Genomic DNA, 17,136 nt, shown 5'->3' with positions numbered 1-17,136 from the left:
TGGCCGGACGGGCGCACCCGCCCGCGCCGTATCAGACCAGTTGGTCGGATGCGACGACCTGCACGCCCGGCCGTGCATCGATTGCCGCGTCGAGCAACGCGCGCGCAATCCGCGACGCGGGATTCACGCGCCACTTCGCCGGCAGCACCGGCGCGGCGGCGCTCAGCGCGAACGCGAACAGCCGCTCGCCGAACCGGAATTCGTCGCGGCTGCCGCCGATCAGGCCCGGCCGCACGTAAGTGAGCGAATCGAACCCGACGCCGGCGAGCGCCTGCTCGACCTCGCCCTTCACGCGGTTGTAGAAGATGCGCGACGCAGCATCGGCGCCGAGTGCGGAATTCAGCACGTAGGTCGACGTGCCGTGCCGGTGCGCGAGCCGCGCGACCGCGAGCGGATAGTCGTGATCGACGCGCCGGAAGGCCGCCTGCGAGCCGGCGGCCCGCATCGTGGTGCCGAGCGTGCAGATCACGGCATCCGCGTGCCACCAGTCGCCCGTGTCGGGCAGATGGTCGAAATCGACCTCCAGTGCGCGCATCTTCGGATGCGGCGTCAACGGCCGGCGCGCGAGGACGATCACCTGGTCGACCCGCGCATCGGCCAGCGCGACGTCGAGAACGTGGCGCCCGACGAGTCCGGTCGCGCCGACGAGCAGCAGTTTCATGTCTCGTGCTTCCGTGTGGAGCCTGCGTTGGCGGACCCGAAGCGGCCCGGTTTCCGGCTATCGACATGATCGTCGGCTGACGTGGCGTCGACAACCCTCCGCTCGTCTCGAAAAATTACGGCGCTGTCGGGTGCGGTCCCGCGCGACCGAATGTCGACTGAAACAACATGACGTTCATCAGACGCCGCAAGCGCCGCCGATACGTGCGTGACGTACCGGCGGCGCCCCGTCAGGCAATTACGTCAGACATGCAGCGCATGTCCGAGCGCGCGCAACGCCGCTTCCTGCAGCGCCTCGCCGAGCGTCGGATGCGCGTGAATCGTGTCGCCGATGTCCTCCAGCCGCGCGCCCATCTCCAGCGACTGCGAGAACGCCGCGGCCAGCTCCGACACCCCGCGCCCGACCGCCTGCCAGCCGACGATCAGGTGATTGTCGCGCCGCGCGACGACGCGCACGAATCCGTCGGTCGCCTGCAACGTCATCGCCCGCCCGTTCGCGGCGAACGGGAACGATGCGCTCAGGCAATCGACGCCAGCCGTGTGTGCATCGTCCGGCGACCAGCCGGCCGTCACGATCTCGGGATCGGTGAAGCACACGGCCGGGATCGACGCGGGCGTGAATTCGCGACGCCGGCCCGCGATCAGCTCGGCCACCATCTCGCCTTGCGCCATCGCGCGATGCGCGAGCATCGGCTCGCCCGCGACGTCGCCGATCGCCCAGACATTGCGCATCGACGTGCGGCATTCGTCGTCGATCCGCAGCGCGCGGCCGTTGCGATCGAGCATCAGCGTCTCGAGCCCGAACCCGTCGACGCGCGGCCGACGGCCCACGGCGACCAGCACGCGGTCGGCCGGCAACGTCTGCTCGGCGCCATCGGCTGCCTGCACGCGCACCGCGCCGTGCGCGTCCAGCCCGAGCACCTTGTGGCCGAGCCACAGCCGCACGCCGAGCCGCGCGAGCGAATCGGCCACCGGCCGCACGAGTTCGGCATCGTACGCAGGCAGCACGCGCTCGGCCGCTTCGACGACGCTGACGTCGACGCCGAGCTTCCGATAGACGGTCCCGAGTTCGAGCCCGATATAGCCGGCCCCGACGACGACCAGCCGCTTCGGCAGCGTCGCGGGCGACAGCGCTTCGGTGGACGACACGACGTGCCCGCCGAACGGCATCGACGGCAGCTCGACCGGTTCGGAACCGGTCGCGAGCAACAGGTGTTCGCAACCGATCCGCACCGTATGGCCGCCGCCGACGACTTCGACGGTCTTGCCGTCGATCACGCGCGCTTCGCCGTGCAGCACGCGCACGCCGTTCTTCTTGAGCAGCGTGCCGACGCCGCGCGTCAGACGATCGACGATGCCATCCTTCCATGCGACGCTTCTCGCGATGTCGATCTCGGGCGTGCGCACGCGGATGCCGAGCGCGCCTTCGCCGGCATGACCGCACGCCTGTTCGAACGCGTCGGCCACGTGGATCAGCGCCTTCGACGGAATGCAGCCGATGTTCAGGCAGGTGCCGCCGAGCCGGTCGCGTTCGACGAGCACGGTCGGAATGCCGAGCTGGCCCGCGCGGATCGCGGCGACGTAGCCGCCCGGGCCGCCGCCGATGACGAGCAGTGTGGTGTGTTCGTTCTTCATCGGCTCACTCCACGAACAGCAGCGCCGGGCGTTCGAGCACCGCGCGCACGGCCTGGATGAATTCGGCCGCGTCCGCGCCGTCGACGACGCGATGATCGAACGACGACGACAGGTTCATCATCTTGCGCGCGACGATCGCGCCGTCGCGGATCATCGGCCGCTCGACGATCCGGTTCACGCCGACGATGCCCACTTCCGGATGATTGATCACCGGCGTCGACACGATGCCGCCGAGCGCGCCGAGGCTCGAGATCGTGATCGTCGACCCGCTCAGCTCGTCGCGGTGCGCGCGGTTCGCGCGCACCGCGTCGGCGAGCCGCGCGATTTCGGCGGAGATCGACCACACGTCGCGCGCTTCCGCATGACGCAGCACGGGCACCGTGAGGCCGCCGTCCGTCTGCGTCGCGACACCCATGTGCACCGCGCCGTAGCGCGTGACGACGCCCGCTTCGTCGTCGAAGCGCGCGTTGATCTGCGGGAAGTCGCGCAGCGCGATCACCATCGCGCGGATCAGCAGCGGCAACGGCGTGAGCTTGCCGCGCGTGTCGCCGTGGCGGCGGTTCAGTTCCGTGCGCAACGATTCGAGTTCGGTCACGTCGATTTCCTCGACGTAGCTGAAGTGCGGAATGCGGCGCTTCGCTTCCTGCATCTTGCGCGCGATCGCGCGCCGCAAGCCGATCACCGGCACGTCGGTTTCGTCGTGGCGTTCGTTGTAACCGCGCGGTTGCGCCCCTCGCGCCGAACCGCCGCCGGTGCGCGCATACGCATCGAGATCCTCATGCAGGATCCGCCCGGCTTCGCCGGTGCCGCGCACGTAGCGCAGCTCGATGCCCATGTCCCATGCACGCTGGCGCACGGCCGGCGACGCGAGCGGCCGTTCGCCCGGCGCAAGCGCCGCGCGCGGCTGCGCGGCCGGTTCGTCGCGGCGCGGTTTCGCCGGTGCGCGATGCGCGGCGGGCTGCACCGGCGGCTCGGCCGGCACGTCCGCCACCGGCTTCGCCGGCGCCGCCGCCGCGACCGGTGCGGTTGCTACCTTTGTTTCCCGCACCGGTGCCGCGGCCTTCAGGTTGCCGTCGCCTTCGACTTCCAGCCGAATCAGCTCGCTGCCGACCGCCATCATCTCGCCGATCCGGCCGCCCAGTTCGATCACCTTGCCCGTCACCGGCGACGGAATCTCGACCGCCGCCTTGTCGGTCATCACGTCGGCGAGCGGCTGGTCTTCCTTGATCGTCTGCCCGACTTCCACATGCCAGGCCACCAGCTCGACCTCGGCGATCCCTTCGCCGATATCCGGCATCTTGATGACATGAATCCCCATCTCACGCCTCCATCACGCGTCGCAACGCTTCACCGACCCGGGTGGGCCCCGGAAAGTACGCCCATTCCTGCGCATGCGGATACGGGGTGTCCCAGCCCGTCGTGCGCTCGACCGGCGCTTCGAGGTGGTAGAAGCAGTGTTCCTGGACCAGCGACACGAGCTCCGCGCCATAGCCGCAGGTACGCGTCGCCTCGTGCACCACGACGCAACGCCCGGTCTTGCGCACCGACGCGACGACCGTGTCGAGATCGAGCGGCCACAGCGTGCGCAGATCGATCACTTCCGCGTCGATGCCCGTCTCCTCGGCCGCGGCGAGCGACACGTGCACCGTCGTGCCGTACGTCAGCACCGTCACGTCGTTGCCGGGCCGCACGACGGCGGCCGTATCGAGCGGCACCGTGTAGTAGCCTTCCGGCACCGCGCTCGCCGGATGCTTGAGCCACGACGTGACGGGCCGTTCGTGATGGCCGTCGAACGGCCCGTTGTACAGCCGTTTCGGTTCGAGGAAGATCACCGGATCGTCGTTCTCGATCGACGCGATCAGCAGCCCTTTCGCGTCGTACGGATTCGACGGCATCACCGTGCGCAGCCCGCACACCTGCGTAAACATCGCTTCCGGGCTCTGGCTGTGCGTCTGCCCGCCGTAGATGCCGCCGCCGCACGGCATCCGGATCGTCATCGGCGCGGTGAACTGGCCGGCCGAGCGATAGCGCAGCCGCGCGCCTTCCGACACGATCTGGTCGGATGCCGGGTAGAAATAGTCGGCGAACTGGATCTCGCAGACGGGCCGCAATCCGTACGCGCCCATCCCGACCGCCGCGCCGACGATCCCGCCTTCGGAGATCGGCGCATCGAACACGCGCGATTTCCCGTATTTGTTCTGCAGTCCTTCGGTACAGCGGAACACGCCGCCGAAATAGCCGACGTCCTGCCCGAACACGACCACATCGCTGTCGCGCCCGAGCATCACGTCCATCGCGGAGCGCAGCGCCTGGATCATCGTCATCGGCTGCGTGGCCGTCCCTGTCTCGTGTTGCGCCATGATCACGCTCCCAGTTCCTGGCGCTGACGGCGCAGGTGCGCGGGCAGCTCCTTGTAGACGTCGTCGAACATCGAGGCCGGCGACGGAATCCGGTCGTCGGCCAGCGTCCCGTATTTCTCCGCTTCCTTCTGCGCGGCGATCACCTCGGCCTCGAGCTCGGCCGTCAACGCGTCGTGCGCGCCGTCCGACCAGATGCCCTTCACGATCAGGTGACGCTTGAAGCGCTCGATCGGATCCCCGAGCGGGAAATGGGACCAGTCGTCGCTCGGCCGGTACTTGGTCGGATCGTCCGACGTCGAATGCGCGCCCGCACGGTAGGTCACCCACTCGATCAGCGTCGGGCCGAGGTTGCGACGCGCGCGTTCGGCGGCCCAGCTGGAGGCCGCGTAGATCGCGAGGAAGTCGTTGCCGTCGACGCGCAGCGACGCGATCCCGCAGCCGACGCCGCGCCCGGCGAACGTCGTGCCCTCGCCGCCCGCGATCGCCTGGAACGTCGAGATCGCCCACTGGTTGTTGACCACGTTCAGCACGACCGGCGCGCGGTACACGTGCGCGAACGTGAGCGCGGTGTGGAAATCGGCTTCGGCCGTCGCGCCGTCGCCGATCCACGCGGACGCGATCTTCGTGTCGCCCTTGATCGCCGACGCCATCGCCCAGCCAACCGCCTGGATGAACTGCGTCGCGAGGTTGCCGGAAATGGAGAAGAAGCCGGCTTCGCGGTCCGAGTACATCACCGGAAGCTGGCGCCCCTTCAGCGGATCGCCTTCGTTCGACATCAGCTGGCAGATCATCCGCTCGAGCGGCACGTCGCGCGCGATCAGGATGCTTTGCTGCCGGTAGGTCGGAAAGCACATGTCGCCGTCGCGCAGCGCCATCGCGTGCGCGGTGCCGATCGCCTCTTCGCCGAGACTCAACATGTAAAAGGAGATTTTCTTCTGACGCTGCGCGATCATCATGCGCGCGTCGAAAATGCGGGTCTTGAGCATCGCGCGCAGCCCGGCGATCAGCCGTGCATCGTCGAGATCGGGGGCCCACGGGCCGACGGCCTTGCCGCTGTCGTCGAGCACGCGCACGAGGCTGCGGGCGAGATTGGCGGTGTCTGCCGCGGCAACGTCGATCGGCGGGCGGCGGACGGCGCCGGCCGGCGATAGATGCAGGTAGGAAAAGTCCGTCTTGCAGCCCGGGCGCCCGGTGGGCTCCGGCACATGCAGACGCAATGGCTCTGACAGGCTCATCGTGTCGTCTCCACGCTCGATTGTGTCTCACGCTGTTTGGGAACGCGCGGGCCGGTTGCCGGCCTGCGCGCGAGCTGACGCGCGGATAAGCACGTCAACCTTGGAAATCTATGCCTGGCAGCGACGGGCGTCGATGCCCAAGCCGCTCGTTCGTCGTGAGCAGATTTGCCATGGTGGCGATCGGCGAAGGACGTGTTTGCTGCAGCGCATCGTCGCTGGGCTGGCGGCGACGACGAGCGGGCATCGAGGGACGGACGGATCGGTGTCGTCCCGATCATGTGAGGGTACGAAGCAAAAGACCCCGCGAAATCCTGGATCGTCGCGAGGTCTTTCGTCGGATGCGGGCGCTCGTGCGCCCGGTTGCCGGCTTACTGCGGCGTGCGATCGATCACGCGTCGGGACGGAACAGATCGAAGCGACTGTCGGGCGTCACGTGTACATAGGCCGACGGGCCGCCCGCACGAAGAATGATGCCCGCGCCGAACGTGTCGAAGATGCCGTCCTTCAGCAGGTCATGGCGGATATGGACCGCGACGACCTCACCCAGCACCAGCGTGGCCGGCGTCTCGACGCCGTGGTGATCGCGCAGCCGGATCACGTCGGTCACCTTGCATTCGAAGTTCACGCCGCTTTCCGCGACGCGCGGCACGTCGACGAGGCGCGACGGCACCGCGGTCAAGCCGCCGAGTTCGAACTCGTTCACGTCGTACGGCACGGCGGCGCAGGTCTGGTTCATCCGCTCGGCCAGATCGCGCGTCGCGAGGTTCCACACGAACTCGCCGGTCTCCTGCACGTTGCGCACGCTGTCCTTCGCGGCGGTGCTCGAAAAGCCGATGATCGGCGGCCGATAGTTGAACGCGTTGAAGAAGCTGTACGGCGCGAGGTTCAGCGTGCCGTCGCTGCCGCGGGATGAAATCCAGCCGATCGGGCGTGGGCCGATGATCGCGTTCAACGGGTCGTGCGGCAGGCCGTGGCCTTGCGACGGCTCGTAATAGTGATGGGTCGATTCGGTCATGACGGATGGTCTTGCGAGAGGTAAACGAGAGGAAGGCTGTCGGCGGGACGCGTTGGCCGGTGGCGACGCAGGCGCCCGTGCGACGTGCCTGGCAGTATCACATGGCGCGGTTTTCGGCGCAGTGAAGCGCATCGTGGGCGGCGCGGACGCGCCGCTGCATGTGCGTGCGCCAAATAAAAAACCCGCGAGCGCTGCGTTTCTCACGGGTTTTTTACGCCTTCGTTGAATCGAATCGCGTCGACGCAATCGATGGTGCCGGGGACCGGAAACTAGAAGCGTGCTGAATCAAATACTTATGGCAGCATGGTGCGGATTTGTAGCAGGGAGGGGAATGTGGCGCGCCGGTCGGATCGGAGCCGAACCGGCGCCCTTCATCATACCGGAACGCCGGATGATGGAGTGACGGTCAAGGCCGCCACCACCCGCGCAATCGCATGATCCGTCACGTTCGGGAACGGAAACGCCGCACGGCCGATCTGCTGGATCGCGCCGGCGTGCTCCCAATCCGGCGGCAGGTCTGGCACGATGTCGTTCCCGTTCTTGAATAGGTTCAGCGGCACCGCCGCCAGCACTGCGGCGACGCTCCCGTTTGTGCTCACCCTGGGCGGCTCGAAGCCATAGACGGCCGCCGGCTGATTCCCGCCGGCCACCATCGCCGCCGCGGCCATGATCGCGATCGCTGCGCCGAGCGAGTGCCCGACGAGCGTCACCGGCCGGCCGTCGATCGCGGCGAGCACGTCGACGGCGATCGCTCCCCATGCCTTCCAGAACCCGTGATGCACCTGGCCGATGCCGATCACGTCGATCGGGTGTGCGTCCAGGTCGGCCGCGACGCAGTCGAGGTTGTCGGTGCCCGGGAAGGCGACGACCAGGCCGCCGGCCGTCTGCCGCACGATGGCGCGCGAGGCGCTGTCCGCTTTGCCGATGTCCGGCTTCGCGGAATACGCCTCCTGCGCGAGCAGCGCGTATTCGCGCGGGGTCATTGCAGCGGTGCGCCTGCAAGCGGCGTCGAGGCAGCAGCCGGCGCCGCCGCCGTCAGAATCTGATCGATGAGCGCCTGAACCATCGGGCCAAACGTCTGCAGGCCGAGAAGAACGGCCTGTTGCTGAGGCAGCGCGGGGACGGCCTGCACGATCGTGATCGCGGCCGGCAACAGCGTGTCGTGGAACGCCTTCAGGTCGGTGACGTTCAGCTGCGCACCGGCCTTGCAGATGGCCTGGTTCGCCGGCAGGATCGTCTTCGAGATCGCGGCCTGTTGGTCGGCATTCAGCAGCGGCGACGTTGCGAGGATGGCCAGATCGCCGTTGACGATCGTGCAGCCGGTCTGGAACTGCTGTTGGACGGTCGGCAGTGAATTGCAAGCGACGATCGCGACGGACGTGACAACGCCTGCCGCAAGCAGCATGAGCTTCTTCATGGGAGATTCCTTCTGGAGTGGCGCCGCGAAAGGCGGCTAGATGGCTACTGCGGACTTGCGGCTTATGCGGCTTCCTTGGCTGAGGTGCGCGCGTTGATCCAGTTGACCGCCGCATGGAGCGCCACGGCAACCGCGCCGGCGATCAGCGACGAAAGACTGGCGGGCACCGGGCCGCGGCAACCGCCAAGCACCCAGTCGACAGTTGGCACGAGATCGAGAGCCCCGATGGTGATGCCGCCGGTCACGAGGCTGGATTTCACGGGCATGACTTACTCCTTCTGGCATTGGACGAGCTCGTCCGGGGTGAAGACGAACCCGGCCTTGCGAGGGAACGCCTGGAATACAAAGGTCGGGAACGACCGGTGATGAATGCCGTGCGTCGGCGATCGGTGGAACTTCGCCGACAGCGGCAGCATGTTCACCATCGCGTCGACGAAGGTCTCGGGCTTGGCCGGATCGAACGCATGCCAGTCGAAGCCGCGCAGCTCGACGAGCTTGCAGACGAGCCAGAGGAACGATTCCTCGACCGGATACAGTTCTTTCGTCGGTCGATCGGTCGCGGGATCGAGCACGGGCAACGCCTTGACGTCGCCGAGCGCGACGCCGCGCACGGTCGCCCAGTCGATCGCGTCCGAATCCGCCCACTCGCAGAACAGGTGGTGATACTCGGGCGCCGGCTGCCCGCTGATCGAACAGCGCAGGCCGGCCGCATGCCCTTCCTTCTTCGTGTGCCGGAACGTCGCCGATTCAGTGCGCGGCGGATGGTCCGGGTAGTACTCGACCTCGACCTCGGTCACGCGCACGGCGTGCTCGCCGGCGATCTTCGGCAGGCTGGCGAGGCCCTCGGCCGTGCACTTCTCGCAGCGCTGCTCGAGCGCAACGTCATGGCTGCATAGGGTCATGTCTGGTCAAGAAATGAAAAAACCCGGCACGCGGCCGGGCGGGATTGCGAAATTTCGAAAAATCGAAAACTGGCTCGTCAGGCCACGCCGAGCGCCTTCTTGCAGGAATCCCAGAGCGCCAGGCGGTCCGGCATGCCATTCGGTGTTGCCGCCGAGCGCGGATTGCCGAGGTTGATCGCGCGACTGATCGCGAGGAAATCGCCAGCATCTGCGAACGCGCTGAGCGCGTGGTCGGCCCAGAACTGAGCCGAGGCATGCGCCGCAGTGGAAGGCTGCGCGATCAGGTCTGGGTTGCCCTCCAGGTCGACGTCGATCTTCTGGCCCATCTCACGGAAGTTGTAGCGGCCGGTGATCTGCAGCAGGCCGCCGCCGCGGTACCGGAAGCCGTCGCCAGCCTGTGTGTTACCCAGCTCGGCTGCCTTCGCCGCTGGCGGCTCGTACGCGCGCTGCGCCGGCGTCGGCCCCCAGATCTCGCGAAGCCACTGGAAGCCGCCCGTCTCGTGCCCGCATTGCGCGAGAAACGCTGCCTGCCGGGCAGGCGAGTCGATCGCATACAGCGCCATCGCGGCCGACAGCGGGTCGGCCCACGGCGTCGCGCGTGCGAGCGGGATCTGCAGCGCGGCAGCAAGAGTTTGTGGTGTCATGGTCATCCCAGAAGAAGCTTCACGACCGCGTTCGCCCAGTCGGGAATGGGTTCGTGTCGCATGTAGCGAAAGACGATCACGCCGACCGTGCCGAACGCGATCGTCGGGCCGGCGACGTGCCGGACGAGGAATCGCCACGCGTCAGCAAGACGGCACAGCGCGCGCACAGCGCGCGCTCCGCCCTCCCATGTGTCGACCATCGATTGCGTGTTCGTTTGGATCAGGGAGACCGAGGCGACGATGGCATCGATCTTTTCGTCCTGCCGCTGAAGGTGCGCCTTTACGGCCGCGTCACTCGCGTCGATTCGCTGCTCGAGCTTCGAGAAGCGACGATCGCCCGCGCGCAGGCGTTCCTCGACGCGCGCGTTCCCCGATACGTTGTCGGTCATTCATCCCCCGGAAATGAAAAGCCGCCCGAAGGCGGCTGATGGTCTTGTGCGGCCCGAAGGCTGCGTTTTCCGTTACTACTTTTCCGGCTCATCCGGCATTCGGCGCATGGATATAATGCCGATCTCACAGAAAGCTACGGGGAGGCAGCTCCCCTCCCCTTACCGAGGACCCTCCATGGATCGACCGCGCTTGCACAATGCCGCCCCGTTTTCTATGACTCCCGAGCGAAACTTCGCCGCCGGTGGTGAGGCACGTCGCCTGGTTGACATCACGCGTGCCTATTCCGATGAAACGGTGATCTGGCAGGAGTCGGTCTACGAAGAGGCGCGCGCTGTCGCGGAGCGCGTCGGCGCGGAACGAATCGTCGACATCGGCGTCGGTGGCGGCCAGAAGCTGAGCGCGAAATTCGAGGGTTTCAGTGCGGATCTTCTGCAGGTCGACTGGGCGGACAATCGGGAAAAGCCGGACGGCGTAGTGATGCCGCGCTTTTTCCGTGCCAATCTCGAAGACGGCCCGGATCTCGACAGACTGCTCACCGAGCTCAACAGCAGAAAGTCGACGGTCATCATTCTGTCCGACGTGATTGAGCACCTGGACGATCCGCGGCTCTTGCTACGGACACTTCGTGCTGCCCTCAAACTGCATCCGAACAACCGCCTGGTCATATCGACGCCGGATCGCGAGCGAATCGACGGACTTGGTTCTGGCGCCATTCCCGACAACCCGACGCACATCCGCCAATGGACTATCGGGGAGTTCTCGGTCCTGCTCGAGTCCTCCGGCTTCCGGCTGGACAACATCAAGCTAGCTCCCGAAAACAAATTCGACAAGTTCGATCGCACGATCATCGCCGAGGCGTCGTGTGATGCGGAGTTCTATGCGGAGTTTCTCCGCAGCAACAACCTTCCGCCGAGCTCGGACCACCTCGCCATCACGACCGAGCACTCCAATGCTCTGACAACCGGCGGTATTGGCACCTACTATCAGGTATGTGAAGAGCATTCCGGCCATAAGCGTCTCGTCCTGTACTGCGGCGGCGCTGGACTTCCCGAAGACTGGGCGGCCTACGCACAAAAATCAGGCTGGCTTCATTGCTCCGCGATCTGCGGTCGGTCGGAATCCAGCCTTCAAAATATCGCCGACGTTGACCACCACGAAGTATTGGCGGCGACACTGTGGACGATCTTCATCTACGATGAGATCAAGCTCATCGAGTATCAGGATTACCGCGGCATCGGTGTGCATGTCGCGCAAGCCAAGCGCGCCCGCATGTTGCCGGCGAGTGTGTTCATCATGGCTTACGCACATGGGAATCACCTCTACCTCGACAGCGCGGCGGGGAACATCTCGCAGGAGCGCGACCTCGCAGTCGACGCTCGAGAGCGCCTGAGCGTCGAGCTGGCGGACTGCGCGGTGTTCGCCTCGAGGTACCTAGAGGATCTGTACATCAACGTTGGCGGCTTTCAAACACGTCGCCACGTGTTCCAGCCATACCCCATCAAACTCAGTGACGCTGAGCTCGTCGAGACCGAATATAGCAAGATCAGCACGCTCGTTTTCTACGGCAAACACACCGAGCAAAAGGGGTATTTCGATTTCTGCGAAGCCGTCCTCGAACTCTTCGAGAACGACGAATATCGCGCCACTGCGAAGCAGATCAATCGTATCGTGGTACTGGGCTCAACGAACCCAGATCCTCGCCTGAGCCAAATCCCCGGCGTCCGACTCGAATCCGGAATTTTCCCGCGCAATGACGTTGTCAAGATGGTGAGCGATCTTGCGCCTCATTCGCTGTTCGTTCTCCCCTATAAGGGCGACAACCATCCACTTTCGGTGTTCGAAGTTGTTGACGCACATTGCCAGATCCTCGCCTATGATGCGGGCGGCGTCCCGGAGCAGATTCCGGCTGAACTTCACGATCGGCTGCTCTCGAAGCCGAACTACAAGGCGCTGGCTGCATCCATGCATCACTCCGTCGGCCTTCAATTCTGGGAACGGTGTGACCTGATCAAGCACACGAAGGCGTCAATCTCGTGGCATTACAGGAATCACAGCCATAACTACCTGAACCTGATCGAGTCGTTCAAGCAGTACAAGCCGGAGTCCGACTCGCCGAGCGGCGATGTCAGCATCATCGTTCCGAACTACAACGGTACTGCGGCACTCCTGGACGATGTGATCACCGGTATCCGAAATTCCTTCAAGAAACCGCACGAAGTCATTTTTGTTGACGATGTCTCGACGCCAGAAAACTTCGACTTGCTCAAGAGCCGCGGAGAGCATGTAGAAGGCATTCGCACGAAGGTCATTCGCAACGAAGTCAATCTAGGGTTGGCCGGAACGCGCAATGTCGGCCTGTCACAGGTGACGACGCCTTACGTGTGCGCGCACGACAACGACAACATCTTGCTGAACCGCTTCCTCGACATCGCAACGCGCATCATGGACGAAAACCCGGAGATCGCCGCGGTGACATCCTGGACGGTCGCGTTCAACGATGGCGATCAGTGGCAAGCAGACAGCACTACCACGCTCAAATACAAGTGGCGCCCGATCGGGTCGGACATCGGACTCGGCCTGAAGGACAACACATTCGGCGACGCGATGGCTGTGTATCGCACCGATGTCATTCGCGAACTCGGCGGATGGGACCAATCGTCAAAGGCCCTCTGGGAGGACTGGCAGTTCTTCCTGAAGCTCGCCGCACATGGAAAGCAGATCCTGACCATTCCAAAAGAGATGATCCTCTACCGAGTCAGGCCAAATTCGATGCTGCGCTCTTACCCGAAATTTAACGGGTGGATGCGTATCGCGAATGCCATTCCCGGCATCCCGACCAACCAGAGATTCGGATTCATGCGTTCCGTCACGACGCCAGACTGGAAGTTCGTGCAAGATCGGTGGTCACTTCAGTGGCAAGTCAAGCATCTGTCCGACGAGTTAGACCGCCTCAATGGGGAGGTTCGTCGGCTGATGCCGGCCGAAGCAGCCTCGCACCAATTCCCGTATTTGATCAGCGAGATCGACAGGCTGCGGAAGATTGAGCAAAGCACAACATGGCGCGCGACGCGTAAACTGCGTTCCATAGTCTCCCATCGCCCACTGCTGCGACGAACCCTGAATTTCGGCGCGCGATGTGCCGCCGCCATCGTTCGTCGCCTTCGATAGCGCGCGAATAGGCAGCATCAGGGCACACGGCTGATGGAGACCCAGTTGTTCGCAGCAGTACTCGACAGGGCAAGCGCTGCCCCTGTGTTCTGATACAGACCCAGGGTCATCGTTTGCCCAGCCGTCAAGCTCACGATCGTGTTGACACTTACAGTCCGCGCAGTCGAATTCGCCGCCTCGACGAAGTACGGGCTTTGTGCTACTACAACGGCATTCGCCGTCACGACCCAGCCGAGCTGGTTACCCACGGCACCGGCTGTTGCTGCAAACTGGGCGGACGCGCTCACACGGTAGTAGCCCGTGGCCGGCGCCGTGAATACCCCCGTCGTTGCGTTGAAGCTGCTGTTCACTCGATCGAACAGCTTCGTCCAGTTCGTGACGGTCGTCGTCGTTGCGTTCGGGATCGATTGGCCACTCGAGTTCTGGTACACCAGCGCATCGTTGCCGCTGGCCGACAGCGTCGTGAATGCTCCAGTGCTGCCGCTGATGGGGCTATTCGTGATGCCGTCAGGCATGGTGACGGCACCCGTTGAGTTCGAAACCGAAATAGGACTATCTGCGAACGAGCCTCCGACATAGCGGTCGAGAGCAAAGGAGTTGCTCGATGACGTCGCATGAAGCGCCCAGTTCTGAACGCCGTTGTTCTTATAGATGGTTCCAGGGAATCCGGTCCCGCTCGTATCGTTGAGGGTAAAAATCGGCCCGGCATACGATAGCGTCATGGCCCCATTGGCGGTCAATCCGTCCGCGATCGTCACCACTCCGGTCGAGTTCGATACCGAAATCGGATTATCTACATACGAACCGGAAACATATCGGCCTAGGTTCCACGAAAGAACCGTCCCGTACGATTTCGTTTCCCATAGCTTGGTCCCATTGCTCCGATATTCGATTGAAGCACCGACACTTGCTCCGGTGTCATTCAGCACGAATACCGGCGCCGCATAACCAAGAGAAACGCCGCCCGTGAACGTCGCTCCCGCGATCGTCGGATTCGTGCCGAAAACAAGTGAACCGCTACCGGTTTCGTCCGAGACGATGCTGGCCAACTGCGCCGATGTCGTTGTGGCGAACTGATTCAGGCCTCCGGACGTCAGCGCCAATCCAGTCGAGCAGTGGAACCCCGTTCCGCTCTGCCAATTCAATGCGTTCCCTGCAGAACTGCACGAAGGCATCGCATAGGCAGTCGGGCTTGCGCTCGATCCGGTCGCATTTGCGATCACGGTGTTCGCCGCGATCGCGGCAATACCGTTGACGCCGATACTGCCCCACACCGGCGAAGTGGACGAACCAGTGGAAACGATCGCCTGGCCTGTCGTAGACCCGGCCGGGTTGATGAGGCCGGGCGAGACGAAAGTTGTTGCGTAAGCAAGCGCACTGATCAACAGCAACGCACAGAAAGCACCAAATTTCTTCATGGAATATCAGCCTGCAGAATAAGAAATCATGTCCAGATATACCGTTTGTCCAGGCGATCCGCCGGCAATGTTTGGCACGACATTTCCATTCGTGTCAACGATTACTGATGCCAACGTCCCAGTCGAAGTCAGAGCGGCGAAATTAGCTCGCTGCGGGGGCCAATAGGCTTGGGGAAGCGTAAATGCAGGAGACCCCAGCGTTCCGGCGACGACAGCGCCGCGGAGTTGCACTTTCCCATCCGAAGACTTCTTATAGCCGACCGCGTATGCGCCCAGTGACCACCCATTGGTCAACGACCCAGAAGTAACCACTGCAAACGGCGCCGGCGCCACAATGAAGCTACCGGCGTTGTAGTTGTGTCCAACATCGACGTCGGATGCGGTGGCGTCCCACGCCACCGACATTTGGTACCCAGTGTTGTTGCTGAATGACCCACCACTCCAATTTTGGAACGTTGACGTTGCACCACCACCCGGACCGCCCAAAACGCCACCGGTATTCAGCGCAATCCAGTTATCCGAGACATCGATGCTGTAGCAAAGTCCCTGATGGTAGAACTCGAGATTGACGCAATACTCGATGTAGCATCCGATCACGCGCACACTGCTTGAGCCCGCCGCCAACGAATACACGCTCGCGCATTGCTCAAAATCGCAATTCTGAATAACGATATTGTTCGTCGCGCCGTCGATCCTCAAAAATTGGCCAGTGCTTCCGCCGACGCTATACCCCTTGCAACTGTCGAGAACGATGTTGTGTGCCGGGCTCGACGAATAGATCGCCTGAACTTTCGTCCCGATCCACTGGCAGTTTCGGAAGCGCGTCGCGTAGCACTCCGTCATCCAGACGCCAACCTGCAGCGCACCGAACTGGACATCCTCGAAACGGATGCCGTTCATATTCAGGCATCGGAATCCGATCGTCGAGATAGATTGCCCCGGAAGCACATACATACCGGCGATCACACAGTCGACGCCGCCCGCCGCTGAACTTCCTTGCCCCAGGTCGAACATCGGGCCGGCAGGCAACGATGATCCCGCCTGAAATGCTGTAGCACCTCCGGCGCCAATCAGTCTGAGGGTTTTCGCCGTGTTCTTCGGGATCGAAATCTTCGCGTTGATCAACCACGTACCAGCCGGCGCGTAAATCTGCCCTCCATTGGGAAGAGACAGTACGTAGTTGATGGCGGCCTGTAGTGCAGCCGAGGCATCCAGCCCCGGCACTGCACCGAATGCCGGATCGGTAATGTGTATTTCGTCGTTGATCCGGCAATAGAGCTTCGAGCCGATAGCGACTTTGACATCGGTCACCGTTCCGTCGGATGGTGTGCCGATCGATCCGGCATTCGCGCCCTTGACAACGACTTGCTGGGTACCGGCCGGGATCACCGGGTTGAACGTGAGCGTTTTCCCGCTAAGCGTGCAATCGAGTTGCGGCACCCCGTCGAAATAGACGTCGATAGCATTGATCGACCCATAGCTGCCAGCGAGCGTCAACGACGGCGTCGTACCAGGGGTGAAATTCGTTCCTGCGACGAACGTTTCGACGGATCGATTTGCAGCCAATGCCGCCCGCAATTGGGCAACGGTCCCCTTCACCGTCACACCGGACTGCGACATGTACACCAGGTCGGTGTCGGTGAAACCGCTTGCTGGCGGGAACCCCGTAAGTCTGACGCCTGCGCCAGTTGTCATGTGTATCGTTCCCAGAAAAGCAAAAGGCGCCAAAGGCGCCCCGGTCTGCAATTGATGGCTACGTCACGCTAAGCTTGTTCGCCGCGCTTCAAATGGCCAAGCCCATATCGGACCAAAAATCGATTTAGACGTGCGTCGCAAAGCTTCATGCTGTCGGGGTGCTCGGCCAAGCCGGCGAGGCTTTCGTCAGATCGACTCGGCTGATGTCGACCCGATATTTCTTCCACGCGGTGAGCAGCGCTTTTTCGCCGTCGGTCGCCATGCCGAGATCATCCGCATCCTGAAGCGGAGCGATCGACAAGGCCGCTGAGGCAAGAAGTCGATCTCGAACCGCTGCATTCGCCTGCATGACTACCTGAGCGGTTGGCGCCGGCGGATCTACCGCAACGACACAACCGTCTTTGACGGTGATCGTTTTTCCTTCTTGGCTGTTCGCTGCGAGCAAAACAGCATACTGATCGGCGGCGACCTCGACGGCGTCGACCGGAATTCTGCAATCGGGGTTGTCAACAGCCACGCCGTCGACAGTGATCGTGCGCGGGCCGAATTCGCTATCCAGATACCACCCATTCGAAAAATAAAATCGAGTCGTCATTG

At 63.6% G+C, this 17,136-nt stretch carries 16 protein-coding genes; 1 reads left to right on the top strand and 15 read right to left on the bottom strand.

Features of this window, described 5'->3' with window-relative positions:
• Positions 1–31: 31 nt before the first annotated feature.
• The 12 genes from HWX76_RS27875 to HWX76_RS36810 all read right to left on the bottom strand — a co-directional run bounded on the left by HWX76_RS27875 (position 32) and on the right by HWX76_RS36810 (position 10,257).
• On the bottom strand, positions 32–661 hold the full coding sequence (locus HWX76_RS27875) for an NAD(P)H-binding protein (protein WP_050015142.1): 630 nt from the start codon (positions 659–661) through the stop codon (positions 32–34).
• Between the two features lie 242 nt (positions 662–903).
• Positions 904–2,295, bottom strand: a complete 1,392-nt coding sequence (gene lpdA, locus HWX76_RS27870) for a dihydrolipoyl dehydrogenase (RefSeq protein WP_176016661.1) — start codon at positions 2,293–2,295, stop codon at positions 904–906.
• Between the two features lie 4 nt (positions 2,296–2,299).
• Positions 2,300–3,613: a dihydrolipoamide acetyltransferase family protein gene (locus HWX76_RS27865; RefSeq protein ID WP_050015139.1), complete on the bottom strand. Its 1,314-nt coding sequence runs from the start codon at positions 3,611–3,613 to the stop codon at positions 2,300–2,302.
• Position 3,614: 1 nt separating this feature from the next.
• Positions 3,615–4,655: an alpha-ketoacid dehydrogenase subunit beta gene (locus HWX76_RS27860; RefSeq protein ID WP_050015137.1), complete on the bottom strand. Its 1,041-nt coding sequence runs from the start codon at positions 4,653–4,655 to the stop codon at positions 3,615–3,617.
• 2 nt (positions 4,656–4,657) lie between these two features.
• Complete coding sequence (locus HWX76_RS27855) at positions 4,658–5,890, bottom strand: 3-methyl-2-oxobutanoate dehydrogenase (2-methylpropanoyl-transferring) subunit alpha (protein ID WP_050015135.1); 1,233 nt, start codon at positions 5,888–5,890, stop codon at positions 4,658–4,660.
• A 388-nt stretch (positions 5,891–6,278) separates the two neighbouring features.
• Entirely contained in the window at positions 6,279–6,905 is a 627-nt protein-coding gene (locus HWX76_RS27850) for a flavin reductase family protein (protein ID WP_050015133.1), read from the bottom strand.
• Between the two features lie 374 nt (positions 6,906–7,279).
• On the bottom strand, positions 7,280–7,888 hold the full coding sequence (locus HWX76_RS27845; protein WP_176016660.1) for an alpha/beta fold hydrolase: 609 nt from the start codon (positions 7,886–7,888) through the stop codon (positions 7,280–7,282).
• Positions 7,885–8,322 (bottom strand): hypothetical protein, encoded by a 438-nt coding sequence (locus HWX76_RS27840; RefSeq protein WP_176016659.1) that lies wholly within the window; start codon positions 8,320–8,322, stop codon positions 7,885–7,887. The genes HWX76_RS27845 and HWX76_RS27840 overlap by 4 nt, the downstream gene beginning before the upstream one ends.
• A 62-nt stretch (positions 8,323–8,384) precedes the next feature.
• Positions 8,385–8,588 carry a hypothetical protein gene (locus HWX76_RS27835; protein WP_176016658.1) on the bottom strand — a complete coding sequence of 68 codons (204 nt, stop codon included), beginning with the start codon at positions 8,586–8,588 and terminating at the stop codon, positions 8,385–8,387.
• Positions 8,589–8,591: 3 nt separating this feature from the next.
• A complete protein-coding gene (locus tag HWX76_RS27830; RefSeq protein ID WP_176016657.1) occupies positions 8,592–9,224 on the bottom strand; it encodes a hypothetical protein in 633 nt (210 codons plus the stop codon).
• Positions 9,225–9,301: 77 nt separating this feature from the next.
• Positions 9,302–9,868, bottom strand: a complete 567-nt coding sequence (locus HWX76_RS27825; RefSeq protein WP_244138022.1) for a glycoside hydrolase family 19 protein — start codon at positions 9,866–9,868, stop codon at positions 9,302–9,304.
• 2 nt (positions 9,869–9,870) lie between these two features.
• On the bottom strand, positions 9,871–10,257 hold the full coding sequence (locus tag HWX76_RS36810) for a hypothetical protein (protein ID WP_244138021.1): 387 nt from the start codon (positions 10,255–10,257) through the stop codon (positions 9,871–9,873).
• A 175-nt stretch (positions 10,258–10,432) separates the two neighbouring features.
• Between HWX76_RS36810 and HWX76_RS27815 the strand changes: the two genes are divergently transcribed.
• Positions 10,433–13,426, top strand: coding sequence for a glycosyltransferase (locus tag HWX76_RS27815; protein ID WP_176016654.1), 2,994 nt, complete (start codon positions 10,433–10,435; stop codon positions 13,424–13,426).
• A gap of 17 nt (positions 13,427–13,443) precedes the next feature.
• Here HWX76_RS27815 and HWX76_RS27810 read toward each other — a convergent pair whose 3' ends face one another.
• The 3 genes from HWX76_RS27810 to HWX76_RS27800 form a co-directional block, all read right to left on the bottom strand.
• Complete coding sequence (locus tag HWX76_RS27810) at positions 13,444–14,844, bottom strand: hypothetical protein (RefSeq protein WP_176016653.1); 1,401 nt, start codon at positions 14,842–14,844, stop codon at positions 13,444–13,446.
• A gap of 6 nt (positions 14,845–14,850) precedes the next feature.
• Positions 14,851–16,539 (bottom strand): right-handed parallel beta-helix repeat-containing protein, encoded by a 1,689-nt coding sequence (locus HWX76_RS27805; RefSeq protein WP_176016652.1) that lies wholly within the window; start codon positions 16,537–16,539, stop codon positions 14,851–14,853.
• Between the two features lie 145 nt (positions 16,540–16,684).
• Positions 16,685–17,134: a tail fiber assembly protein gene (locus HWX76_RS27800; protein ID WP_244138020.1), complete on the bottom strand. Its 450-nt coding sequence runs from the start codon at positions 17,132–17,134 to the stop codon at positions 16,685–16,687.
• Positions 17,135–17,136: the final 2 nt, after the last annotated feature.

Origin of the sequence: Burkholderia sp. BCC0398, assembly GCF_902833245.1 — a bacterium.
Lineage (GTDB): Bacteria > Pseudomonadota > Gammaproteobacteria > Burkholderiales > Burkholderiaceae > Burkholderia > Burkholderia sola.
The sequence above is the reverse complement of the archived record's forward strand: the minus strand, read 5'-3'. Positions and strand labels throughout refer to the sequence as shown.